We start from the raw sequence: 12,392 nt of genomic DNA, 5'->3' as shown, positions 1-12,392 counted from the left end.
AAAGACCCCTTTCAAAATGGATTATTCTCAGTGGTGAATCAGACGACTCAGGAATTGCTTGGCCCGTTCTTCTCTCGGGTTGTCGAAAAATTCAGCGGCGGAGGCTTCTTCCACAATTCGGCCTTCATCCATAAATATGACTCGGTCTGCGACCTCGCGCGCAAATCCCATCTCATGGGTAACGACAACCATCGTCATCCCGTTGTGGGCAAGAGACCTCATAACATCCAGAACTTCCCCGATCATTTCGGGGTCCAGTGCAGAGGTGGGTTCGTCAAAAAGCATGATTTTGGGCTCCATGGCAAGACCTCTTGCAATGGCTACACGCTGCTGCTGTCCACCGGACAACTGGGAAGGATAACTGTCTGCCTTGTCGGCAATGCCTACCCGGGTCAAATACTTCATCGCCGTAGAGGCTGCCTGTGCTTTGGGTTGTTTACGCACCTTCATGGGTGCAAGAGTAATGTTATCGATGACTTTTTTGTGAGGGTAGAGATTGAAGTGTTGAAATACCATGCCGATATCACGGCGGAAGAGGTTGATGTCCACCTTTTTCTGATGTAAAGGGACACCACTGACGACAAGTTCACCTTCGGTAATCGTCTCCAGACGATTGATGCAGCGGAGCAATGTACTTTTGCCTGAGCCGGAAGGGCCGATAATGACAACGACTTCTCCTTCTTCAATGTGAAGATGAATATCTTTGAGGACATGAAAATGGCCAAAATGTTTCTGGACACCCCTAAATTCAATCAAGAGACCCCATCCTTTCTGCAGCGTCTGTGTGTAAAAGGAATTATAAGGAATAAATTGAAACTAGTTATTTAATCATACATACTCATCCTGCTAAAGGCAATTGGTTTGTGATAAAACATGACATAAGTAATGGGTTTTATAGGGCTATAGCCAGTAATTATGTTATATATTTGTTATATTACTAACCTATTTATGACGAATCCTGACAGAAAAATGCATCCATTCTCCTAGTTGTTTTACAACCATTGGAATAGATGTATAGAGTATACTGGAAGAGGTGTTTACTTTATGACTCTGATCATAAAAACAAATAACATCAAATTCTGAATCGTACATGGCAAAAAAGCTCAACCCTATGCCCTATGGCATTGATATGATGGAGCGAGAATGCGCTTTCCAGTAAGTGATGCAATAGTATAAACAGTCCGATCCAATTATAGGTAGAGAGGATGTTCTGAACGATGAATACATATTACTCCCCACTGGACACAGGAGAAGGTACAGAATTTGATACGAAGGCTTATGAAGTGAGTTTACCTGTCATCCCGGCACGGGATTTTCAGATTACGGATTATGGTGCGGTAGGGGATGGCTTGACGGATAATACCGAGATGTTCCGGCTGGCTATAGCAGCTTGTGCAGAAGCGGGCGGAGGTCGAATTGTCATTCCGGAGGGTGTTTGGTTAACGGGGCCGATTGTGCTTCGCAGTCGAATTGAGCTTCATGTTCAGGCGGGTGCTCTGGTTACGTTCAGCCGTAATTTCGATCAATATCCCCTGATTGCGTCCAGCTTCGAGGGTTGGCAGGCAGTGCGGTGTCAGTCGCCCATTGATGGTGAGCAGCTGGAGGATATTGCGATCACGGGTGAGGGGATTTGGGATGGCGGTGGAGAGGCATGGCGTCCGGTGAAACGATCCAAAATGACTGCATCGCAGTGGAATCGACTGGTTTCTTCGGGCGGTGTGGTGGAGCAGGCTGACGGAGATGAAGCCATTTGGTGGCCATCGACTTCTGCCCTTGAAGGCGGTGCGATTGCGAATCGTCTGCATCTGGAGCAAGTGTGTGACGTGGCTGCTTATGAGGAAGTCAGAGACTTTTTGCGTCCTAACATGGTCAGCTTGCGTCAATGTAAACGAGTGCTTTTGGACGGCCCAACGTTCCAGAATTCGCCGGCATGGAACCTGCACCCCTGGGCATCCGAGCATGTCACGATTCGTAAAGTGAGTGTGCGGAATCCATGGTTTTCCCAGAATGGGGATGGGCTGGACATCGAATCCTGCCGTCATGTCGTTGTGGAGCAGAGTGTATTCGATGTTGGTGATGATGCGATCTGCCTGAAATCCGGCAAGGATGCAGAAGGTCGTGAACTCGGTCTGCCCTCGGAATATATTACGATCCGCAATTGCACCGTGTATCACGGTCATGGCGGTTTTGTCATTGGCAGTGAAATGTCCGGTGGCGTGCGGCATGTGCGTGTCTCGGACTGTACGTTTATTGGAACAGATATTGGGCTTCGCTTCAAAAGTGCGCGTGGGCGCGGCGGGGTCGTTGAAGATATTCAGGTGGAGCGAATCTATATGAAAGATATCATAATGGAAGCTATCTCGTTTTCCTTTTTCTATGCCAATCAGGAGGGATCAGCTCGCGGTAGCGACTTGACTCAGGAGATTAGTGAGGAGACTCCGGTGTTCCGGGATATTCGGATATCGGATGTAGTCTGTGCAGGAGCGGAAACCGCGTTATTGGTGAGTGGACTGCCGGAAATGCCGCTGGACGGTCTGGTCATTCAGGGATATACGGTGACGGCTCGTAACGGGGTGCAATGCGCTCATGCGAAGCACCTGCGAATCGCCGAAATGAACGCACATATTACCGAAGGATCGTTAATTCATTTGCATCAGTGTAAGGGTGCGGAGCTGGAATCGATTGAGGGTGTGGGCGCAGACGGTCGGCTCCTAATGGTGACAGGACATGAATCGGCAGGGATCGTATGCCGGGAAAGTGATGCAGATACAGAGGGGCGCCAAATCTCCGTTGGTCCTGAAGTAAGAAGTGGTGTAATCATCCGCAGGTAAGAAGGGTTCGACGTTGCATAGGTTTATCTTATCACCGCGGGCATATCCTGGCGCGCGATGTCATGGCAGATTGTCGTATGACAGACGTCCGGCTTCGCCAGTCGCTTTGAAGATCTATCGATGTTCTTTGCGATAGCGAAGCGGCGTAGTCCCGGTCACCTGTTTAAACGTTTTATTAAAATGGGCTGTATGCTCAAATCCTACCTTCTCCGCAATCAGCTGCACCCGTTCTTGGGTGGACAATAAACGTCTCTGTGCCTCCCGAACCCGGGTAACACGCAAATATTCGCTGAAGCGAAATCCCGTAAAACGGCTGAACATTCGGCTAAGATAAGATGGACTGATATAAAATCTCGCTGCGGCCTCTTCCAATGTAAGGGGCTCATTATAATGATTGTTCACATAAGTGACGATCTCACTGATCTTATCCTGCATGGGATGATGCGGAGCCGGAGAGGTTTGCCGAGTATTCTCTTGCACCCGGTGGATCTGAATCAGGATCTGGGCGAGCAGGCTTCTCACCACGATTTCATAATGAGGTCGGCGCTCCTTGCATTCTTTCAGCATCTGCCACAGCATTCGTTCGATCTCAGGCTGCTCCGCATCAGGAAAGTGCAGCAGCCTTGAACGATCGAAGGGAAGCAGACCGCATATTCCAAACTCCATCCCGGTGGCAAAAGAAGGCGAGAACCCGATCAGAATTCGTTCAAAGCCGGGAATGCTTCCTTTGGACGTCGTATGTACATCATGGGGATTGATCAGGATCAAATCACCTTTGCGGGCGGTAAGAAGCTGACCATTCATGGAATAGACACGTTCTCCTTCAAGCAGATAATACAGTTCGTAAAAAGGGTGTGCGTGAGGCTGTGGCATGGCGTTCCCGTTGTGTCTGCTCATGTGTTCAATGGTGAATGAACTCTCGCCAATTCGATATTTGGGACCAATCCGATTCTCTATAACACTCATAACACGTCTCTCCTCTGCGCCAGCTGATTTACGGTTAATATCCATATCATAACGGAAAATCCAGTTTGTTGTAAACGCTATCATTTAAATGAGGGTCCGACCAGACGTAATGAATAGAATGTGGGCGGAATGATTTTCGGAAAGCTAATATAGGCTGTAAAGGTGACAAAAGTCTATTCATGTTTTACAGTAGGGGGAGTGAGGCTAACCTCTGGATAGGGGTGTCTCCAATTCGATTTGGAAGGAAGGAAACAGAATATGACGACGCATGAATTATCGCCACTCGTTGCTGCATTGAATATGCAGCCACACGTTGAAGGCGGTTGGTATAAGGAAGAATGGAAGGCATCGTATCAAATTCCACAATCCGTACTGCCGGATACATACTCAGGCCCTCGATTCTCGGCAAGTTCGACATACTTCCTGCTGCACTCGCACGAAGTCTCGGAATGGCATACTGTTTTGTCTGATGAGCTTTGGTTATGGCATAGCGGCAGTCCGATTGAATTGAAATTGGGCGGCAACGGAGAAAACCCGGAAAATGAAGAAGTGCTCGTACTGGGTATGGATATTGCTGCGGGTCAATCGCCGCAGGTACTCGTTCCAGCCGGAGTATGGCAAACCGCACGCCCGCTGGGTGATGAGCCTGTACTGGTAACGTGCGTTGTAGCACCAGGTTTCCATTTTGATGATTTCAAACTGGTTTCCAAAGGCTAATATAACCATAAATTAACAAGCAAAATCCCGATTCAGGTGCGTGTGCATCCGGATCGGGATTTTTTGATGTTTTCTAGCTGTGATTATATATTGAAATTAGAAGTTAAAGTTGTCCGGATCGGAACCAAAGCGTTTATTCTCGTTCAATTGGTTAATGCGTTCGATTTCTTCCGTGGTCAACTCAAAATCATACAGGTCCGCATTATCGCGAATGCGCTGTGGTGTAACGGATTTAGGTATGGTCACAATACCATTTTGCAGATCCCAACGTAGAATGACCTGTGCCGGTGACTTGCTGTACTTGGCAGCGATCTCCAGAAGTAGCGGATGCTCCAGCAGATGTCCCTGACCCAGTGGAGACCATGCTTCAATCTGGATCTGATGTTTGTTGCAATACTCCCTTAGCTCCGTTTGGATCAACAGCGGATGCAGTTCCACCTGATTCACAGCAGGTTTAATGGTTGCATCGGTCATCAGGTCCTCCAGATGGTGAATCTGGAAGTTACTCACCCCAATGGCGCGGATGCGTCCTTCCTTATGCAGCTTCTCCAGCGCTCTCCAGGTATCCTTATACTTGCCCTTGACAGGCCAGTGGATCAGATAGAGATCCAGATATTCCAGTTCGAGTCGTTCCATACTTGCTTCAAAAGCGGCCAGTGTGGATTCGTAACCTTGATCCCCGTTCCACACTTTGGTCGTAATGAACAGATCCTCGCGGGCGATTCCGGATTCACGAATACCTTGAGCTACACCCGTTTCGTTGTTATACGCTTTTGCTGTATCAATACTGCGATAACCAGCCTGGATAGCCGTTTTGACGGCTTCAACCACTTCTTCTCCATCTTTAACTTTGAATACGCCAAAACCCAGCCAAGGCATTTTGACTCCGTTATAAAGTGTCGTTGTGTCCTGCACATGTTTCATGGTCCGAAATTCCTCCTCTGATTCATTCATTATTTCATTATGTAATTACCCTGATGATCGGCAGCCAATCGTAAATGGATGACTGTCTGTATTGATTATACTAAAACCTTTTTGGTAATGGGAAAGAATACGAGCATTTCGATAGGAAAAACCCCTCTTTTATCCTTTTTCGCCAGCCAGAGGTTTGGTTTTGACGCGTGCGGGTGATAAGATGAAGTATACGAAATATGGAAACAGAAGCTTTCCTATGGAAGGGATCACATGAAGAACAGAGGAGCACGGGAAAGTTGGGTGTCATTGAACCCGTGTGATTAACGATAAAGGAGTAAGAATACAATGGCTAAACCTAAACAAACCAAAAAAGCAGCAGCTTGGTCTCTTGTTGTTATGGGAGCGGGATTTGCCGCATCATTGCCGTTTCAGGGCGGCGTAGTAGGCAAACTGCTGGTAGGTTCATTTGAAGCGGGCTTGGTAGGTGGACTAGCGGACTGGTTTGCCGTAACAGCGTTGTTCCGTCATCCACTGGGTATTCCGATTCCCCATACGGCATTGCTGCCCAAGAATCGGGACAAATTGACCGAAGGCCTTGTTTCCGCAGTGGAAAACAACTTGCTGAACAAGGATAGCATCACCGAGAAAATTGCGGGTTTCAAGGCGGCAGAAATCGTTCTGGATACGATGACACGGGAACTTCACAACGATGGAGTCAAAACCATGATTGATACGCTCTGCAAACGAATCCTTGCAGGCCTGCCGCTCGAGCAGATTGCTCCATTGGTTGCGGGCGAGATCAAATCACAAGCGGGGGCCTTCGATCTGGGTCCGATTCTGGAACGGGCTTCGATCCAGATGAGTGAGCGTGGATATGATGCCAAAGCACTGGACTATGGTCTGAAGCAGGCAGAGGAATGGCTGGTGAAGCCGGAGACCATTATGTTTTTGGGTGAAAGTGGCTTAAAGGCGATCAGTGGCATCCAGATGAACGGATTAATGCAATTTGCGATGAATGCGTTCATGGGTTATCTGAATGAAGAGCGTCTGGGCAGCATTTTGCAAGGGTATCTGTTTGACCGGGTGGAGGATATGAAGCGAGAGGGCAGTGCTCTTCGTTACAAAGTGCTCGATCTGTTGCGAACCCAGGCTATCCGGCTGGCGATGAGTGAAAGTGTTCAGGATGGAGTCAACGGCTGGAAAAACAACATGCTGGATGGATGGAACGCAGAGGAAACCGTACTGAACAAGCTCATTGAATTGAGGGATAAGGCGCTCACTGCAATGGAAGATGGTCAGTATGTGGATACGTTTGCTCTGCCTGCGATTGAGCGGGTATTGTCCGATTTGCGGTCAGACGATACTTTATTGGCAGGGTTGAATGCGAAGATTGTGCAAGGTGTAACGACACTGCTGGAGAAAAACCATTCCAAGATCGGCAATCTCGTGCGCGAAAATGTCAACAAAATGGACAATGCCTCATTGATCTCCTTGATTGAGGATAAGGTTGGACAGGATTTGCAATGGATTCGGATTAACGGGGCTGTTACCGGATTTATAATCGGGATTGTGTTGACCGCCCTGCGGATGGTATTGGAGTAACTCATTGATAATGGCAAGATTAGGGCCGCTCACTGGAGTGGCTCTTTTTCGTCTGGGCAATTATAAATGGCGAACTGATGCATAATCCAGAAAATGGGGTAATGTACACCCAAATGACCGATTGGAATCATGTAGGAACAAAGTTACATAAAAACGATGCCAACAGCCGATGTGATCATGTTGATTTTGTACTATGATGCACATAACAGAAGAAAAGAGTGGATATACGAATATATTTAATGAAAAAGAAAAGGTGATTGATATGAGGTTGAAGCGGCAATTCGCGTGTGTATTTTTTTTGACCATACTATCCACTTTCATTTTGGGAGGGTGTCAGAACATGAAGGAAAGTGAAAAACAGGCTTATTTTAAAGAAGCGGAAGCGGAAGCCGTAAAATATTTGAAAAATAAATATGAACTGGATGTGGTGATCACGAACAAAGAGTTGTTACCTGAGATGGCGCTTGATTCTATTGCTATGGAAGGACATGTGGTTGAACATGAAGAGCAAGAATTTACGATCTCGTATGACTATGAGGATAAAAAAATTAAAAACTTTGGCATGAGTCCAGCAATTAAGGAAGCCATTATAGCTAAGGGATATGATCCGTTTAACAAATAAATCATAATTCAGGATTGATTTTCTTGGAGGTGCGACGGCTGTGAGTAACTCACCTAAAATTGATGACGAAACATACAACAAGATGTCTGAATTAGCATATGAGAATCTGAAAGCAGGTATGGAGTTTGAGAATCTTCCTGGATGGCAAGTTCTTGAGGACACGCATGGAAACAAAAAATCCGGCTTTGATGCGGTGACCTTCTACAATCCCGAGACCAAACAGGCGGTAATCGCATATCGGGGCACGGAGGGAAGTGCTTCGCTGGATCGCAGCGTTCCTGATTATTACGCGGATGCTCAAATCGGTTTGCCTGAGCTTGGCAGAAAGATCGAACAAAGTACGGATTTTACACCGGATTGGTTGGCAAATGGCATTCAGAAGGTAAGAGATGTTACGGGGATCACTACAGTCGAGAATGCTGTGGGAGAACTGGATAAAAAGCTGGATAAAACGTTCAGTCTGGGACCGAACCAGATGTATGAGGCGGAAGACTACGCCAATGATATGCAGAAAAAATACAAGGATCTGGATTTCTCGCTGACAGGGCATTCGCTTGGAGGGGGGAATGCCCAGTATGCGGCTGCATACACGGGACTCTCCGCGGTGACGTTCAGCGCGCCATCCGTAATCTCCAGTCTCACGCCAGAGGCAAAACGAAAGGCCGAAGAGGGTGGGTTTGATAGCCAAATTATCAATTATGGGCATCCGGGAGACTTTGTAACGAGCGGCTTTTTTGGTGGATACGATCGTCACGTAGGTTCCATGTATTACATCAATTCCAACTATGAGGATATGAATGATGACATGGGCATGTGGGATAAAATCAGCAACACCTTTGGTGGTAAAGAGTATCACAGTTTGAAACAGTACAAGTTTGAGAACGGCTATATTTCCAACGATCTATATGATCCGGTTACAGGCGAGCAAATCCATTATTCACCACGTCAGCCGTTCAATGTCCTGTCTGATCTCGCAGCATTTATGCGGAACCTGGGTGGGCAGGCAGGCGGTTTTACAAGAGGTATGGCCTCGGCAGCAGGAGCGTCTGGCCTGATTCAGGTAACGCCCGAGGAACTCAAAAGTGTCGCTGCCCGTTGGAAGCAAAATGCACAACAGTGCAATGCAGAATTGAATACGGTACGGAGCCGGATGGCTCAATACCTGCATTCCAGCCGCAGTCGCAGACTTGAACCTATCGTCACTCATCTGGATGCGTCTATTAACGAATTGAGCACATGGCATATGAAACATACGAGTCAGTTCTTGAACTTTATCGAAGAGAAGGCGGAAGCCTTCCGTCAAGCGGATGAGAGTCAGGTCAGTTTTAAATAGAATTTTGCGTGAAGGGCCTGGCGATTGGCAATTACATAAGGGAGGGAATACGAGTGAGCGGACAATTGCTGGTAGAGCTGAATGATCTTCGGATTGCGGAAAAAGAATTGACCCAGCTGCTTGCCCGTCTCCAGGCAGATGAGCAGGAGGCGAGGAGCCTATACAATCGTCTCGACGACTGGAAGGGACAATCGGCCGATTATACAAGGCAGCAGATTGAAGCGTTCTTCGCGGGTCTGTCTGGACGAATACAGTCGATTGAACAACAGAAGAAGAGCTTGCTGCAATATATTGAAATCATGATCCAGACGGATCAGGGACGATAGAGGAAAAGTTGTATGGGAACGCTGCTCTTGAACCGGTGAACTTAAACATGAGTTTGAGTTTTGAAACCGAAGTTTGAATTCGAAGTTAGCGTAAGCGTACAGCTAACAAAAAGGAGCCTTGGCACATCGGGATAAATCCCGTTCGCCAAAGGCTCCTTTCTTTTTTGTTTACATACAAGACTGCATGTTTTGCATGTTAGCTTTTAACGTTTTTTGCGGCGTGTTGCCAGAGCGATACCCAGGAAGGATAGGATCAACGCCAGAATGGATACGATCAGGGTAGCCTGTTGCAGCTTCAATGTGCCTGGATCTGAATCCGTGTTGTTTGGCTCACCAGTAACGGTGTCGTTCAACGCGTCACCCAATGTGGTATCGTCGTTTGCCTTCGTATCGCCACCCGTTGCAGCTTCATCATCATGACCCGCATTGTCGGCTGTACCTGCGCTGTCATGACCTCCGCCTGCAGCGGCATTACCTGCAGCAGCAGGATCTTGGCTGATTGCCGTGATACTGTGCGGGTTGCTGTCACTTGGTCCGCCTGTCCATTCCACGATGCTGCCATCGCTATAATACTGGAACGCATCCCAGGCGACTTCCGTTTCCGCATCCGGATTCTGTGCTACGAAGTTGAACTGCTGGAATTGACCAGCCAGAATGCCTTCGTTATCTCCGTCCACTTCCCAAGTGATAGATGTTACTTCATTGGAATCATTTTTTTCGGTAGTGATTTTCCAGCCTGCCAGTGGTTGGTATTGCTTGAATGCAACGCCTTGCGGTACTTTCAGCGTGACTTTGGTGGTAGGCAGCTCTTTTTCGGATGGAATCTTGATGCTATACGTCTGCCATGCGCCTGTCTGTGCCACAGTTGGGTTAACGGTAACGTGAGCGCTGGCGAATCCGGCGAACAGCATCAGCGCAGCAGCTCCAGCAGCGAGGCTGGATGTCAGTTTGGAAGTCCATGATGTTTTCTTCAAAATAAATTACCCCTCTCAAATCTTATCATTTATGTTTCGGCCCATTTTCTAAAATTAGTGCCTGATGTGCTGCAAAGTCAACGTTCCGGTTACGAATCGTTCTTTCAATCGCTGTTATTCCCAGATTTTTTGATTCACTTTATAAGTGAAAATCCGGGAATAGCGTATGCTTCCGAAGCAGCTTTCTTGCAGAAAGCTTTTAGGTGGACATTACACTTCTCCAGAATCGATTTCGTCCCCTTCACTACAATTGCAGCTTGTTGAGACACTGATTTTAGGCTGAGTCGCCTTTCAAATCTGAATCGGTTTTAACCTATGGATTAGCGGTGTCGATCTCAAATTCGGTATCCAGTGAATCCAGAGATCGGGTTAGCAGATGCACCTTGATATTCCAGCGTCCTGGCATGGAGATGTATTCTTCTGCCTCATATACGCCAGTATCATTTTTCGGAATCGTGATCTCGTAAATGCCCATATCCATATCCAGGTGGGTCAGTGACAGTGTGATCTGTTCCAGATCGTTAACTGTAGTGCCGTCCGGTTTCTTCACATCGACCTTAAACTGATTCTCTCCGGTACGATTTGGGCTTACCTGAAGTGTAATTGTGGTTCCGTCGTCCATGGTCTGCGCTTCTTTATAAGGTCCTGCGGCTGCCGGTTGTCCAGGAGACAGGTGTGTCAGTACGGCGGCCAGCGCAAGCACGACGGCACCAGCAATCAGTTCCGCCTTCAGGCTGCCGGCGAGTCGGTTACCGCTGCTTGTACGTGCCATTCTGGCATGACGCCAGGCCAATAGAAGCATCACCACAAGCAAGACAACTTTAGCGATAAGCACGAGACCATACGCCGTTGTGAACAAAGACGTAAGGAGAGGTGCAGGCAAAATGATCAGGCTGCTGTATATCCCCGTAGCGACGAGAGCAGCAACAGCACCAATGCCCCATGCTGTGAATCGTCGGATCGCCGTCCAGTAGACCTCTCCTCGCACCGTGGAAGGCAGTTTATCCGCGAGCGGAGGCAGACACGCAGCCATGGCGGTTAGAGCGCCGATCCAGAAAGCGGCTCCGATCAGATGAACGAAGTCCATTGCGATGGCGAGCGCACGTTGCTCCGCCGCAGCCGGATGTCCTGTCATGGCATGGGTGAACAACCAGCCAAGAACGAGGACCAGTGATCCGTATGATGACCAGATCCGGATACGCAGCGAGCGATCCCGGTCATATCCGGAGAGGATAGTAACCGCCAGCAGCATCACAATGAGCATCTGTACCATCCAGATCTGGCCAAATGACGTCAATTTGAGTGCACTGCCCATCAGTGCCCAGCTGAACTCCCCGATGGAAACGCCAGATTCATACAATGTGTTCAGGGGCAGGCTGATCAGAGCGGCAACAGAAGCGGCACCATAATTGATCCATAACAGCCTGTAGCTCCTTGGCACTTCCAGTGGTTCTCTCGCCATGGAAGCAGGCGCAATCCGGAACAGCAGGAAAGCAAGTGTGCCTAGAATCACAGACAACCCCAGATATTGGATCCAGTCGGTCAGCGACAAAATCCATTTTAACGGTCCGCCAACCTGGCCTGAACCAGAAGTTAAATCTGCGAGACCAGCAGGAGCGCCAGATGGTTCCCCGATATGAAACACATAGGCTCCCTGAATGGGGTGACCATCCGCAGACACGGCCTTCCAATTCACGGCGTAGGTTCCGTTTCCAAGTCCGGTCCGCAGTCCGGTCTCCAGAATATGAGGACGAGCCTCATCGACGTGCACATTGCCGTCATCTGCCTGTGTTCCGTCAGGTGCGGTGATTTTAATATCATAAAAGGCCGTTTGCAAAGACTCATTGAACTCCAGAGTCAGTTGTTCAGGCGCAGTCGCAACCAGTTCATCTTCACCTGGTGAGGCCTGCACAATATAAGCATGGGCAGATGCCCATTGTGGCATAACAAGGCAACACAACAACATCAGAGCGACTATCAGTGCCCAGTGCCGTTTGCCCAATTTCATGGTGAATCTACTCAAAATCAAAAAATCATCACCCTTAGGTCTAGAATTGTAAGTCATTCTTTGTTATCTGAGCACAATCTATACCATTATAACTTTGT

Annotated in this window: 11 protein-coding genes; 6 read left to right on the top strand and 5 right to left on the bottom strand. The window is 48.1% G+C overall.

Going from position 1 to position 12,392, the window contains the following annotated elements:
• Positions 1-27: 27 nt before the first annotated feature.
• A complete protein-coding gene (locus tag HW560_RS03280; RefSeq protein ID WP_076290684.1) occupies positions 28-756 on the bottom strand; it encodes an amino acid ABC transporter ATP-binding protein in 729 nt (242 codons plus the stop codon).
• Positions 757-1,217: 461 nt separating this feature from the next.
• On the opposite strand from HW560_RS03280, the gene HW560_RS03275 reads away from it, so the two are divergent.
• Positions 1,218-2,831: a glycoside hydrolase family 28 protein gene (locus tag HW560_RS03275; RefSeq protein ID WP_179262025.1), complete on the top strand. Its 1,614-nt coding sequence runs from the start codon at positions 1,218-1,220 to the stop codon at positions 2,829-2,831.
• Between the two features lie 114 nt (positions 2,832-2,945).
• Here HW560_RS03275 and HW560_RS03270 read toward each other — a convergent pair whose 3' ends face one another.
• Positions 2,946-3,797 (bottom strand): helix-turn-helix transcriptional regulator, encoded by an 852-nt coding sequence (locus HW560_RS03270; RefSeq protein WP_090904091.1) that lies wholly within the window; start codon positions 3,795-3,797, stop codon positions 2,946-2,948.
• 258 nt (positions 3,798-4,055) lie between these two features.
• On the opposite strand from HW560_RS03270, the gene HW560_RS03265 reads away from it, so the two are divergent.
• Complete coding sequence (locus HW560_RS03265) at positions 4,056-4,514, top strand: cupin domain-containing protein (RefSeq protein ID WP_024632300.1); 459 nt, start codon at positions 4,056-4,058, stop codon at positions 4,512-4,514.
• 96 nt (positions 4,515-4,610) lie between these two features.
• On the opposite strand, the gene HW560_RS03260 is transcribed toward HW560_RS03265, so the two are convergent.
• Positions 4,611-5,438, bottom strand: a complete 828-nt coding sequence (locus tag HW560_RS03260; protein ID WP_179262023.1) for an aldo/keto reductase — start codon at positions 5,436-5,438, stop codon at positions 4,611-4,613.
• A gap of 336 nt (positions 5,439-5,774) precedes the next feature.
• Here HW560_RS03260 and HW560_RS03255 point away from each other — a divergent pair, with 336 nt between their 5' ends.
• From HW560_RS03255 to HW560_RS03240, 4 genes are all read left to right on the top strand, one after another.
• Complete coding sequence (locus tag HW560_RS03255) at positions 5,775-7,031, top strand: DUF445 domain-containing protein (protein ID WP_179262021.1); 1,257 nt, start codon at positions 5,775-5,777, stop codon at positions 7,029-7,031.
• A 340-nt stretch (positions 7,032-7,371) separates the two neighbouring features.
• On the top strand, positions 7,372-7,653 hold the full coding sequence (locus tag HW560_RS03250) for a hypothetical protein (protein WP_063566264.1): 282 nt from the start codon (positions 7,372-7,374) through the stop codon (positions 7,651-7,653).
• 82 nt (positions 7,654-7,735) lie between these two features.
• Positions 7,736-8,986, top strand: a complete 1,251-nt coding sequence (locus HW560_RS03245) for a Tle-like phospholipase domain-containing protein (protein WP_179265728.1) — start codon at positions 7,736-7,738, stop codon at positions 8,984-8,986.
• Between the two features lie 53 nt (positions 8,987-9,039).
• Positions 9,040-9,312 carry a hypothetical protein gene (locus HW560_RS03240; protein WP_053780102.1) on the top strand — a complete coding sequence of 91 codons (273 nt, stop codon included), beginning with the start codon at positions 9,040-9,042 and terminating at the stop codon, positions 9,310-9,312.
• Positions 9,313-9,515: 203 nt separating this feature from the next.
• On the opposite strand, the gene HW560_RS03235 is transcribed toward HW560_RS03240, so the two are convergent.
• Both HW560_RS03235 and HW560_RS03230 read right to left on the bottom strand, forming a co-directional pair.
• Positions 9,516-10,286: a YcnI family copper-binding membrane protein gene (locus tag HW560_RS03235; protein ID WP_306459227.1), complete on the bottom strand. Its 771-nt coding sequence runs from the start codon at positions 10,284-10,286 to the stop codon at positions 9,516-9,518.
• Between the two features lie 313 nt (positions 10,287-10,599).
• Positions 10,600-12,315, bottom strand: coding sequence for a copper resistance CopC/CopD family protein (locus tag HW560_RS03230; protein ID WP_179262019.1), 1,716 nt, complete (start codon positions 12,313-12,315; stop codon positions 10,600-10,602).
• Positions 12,316-12,392: the final 77 nt, after the last annotated feature.

The organism is Paenibacillus sp. E222 (assembly GCF_013401555.1).
In the GTDB taxonomy this organism is placed as follows: Bacteria; Bacillota; Bacilli; order Paenibacillales; family Paenibacillaceae; genus Paenibacillus.
The sequence above is the reverse complement of the archived record's forward strand: the minus strand, read 5'-3'. Positions and strand labels throughout refer to the sequence as shown.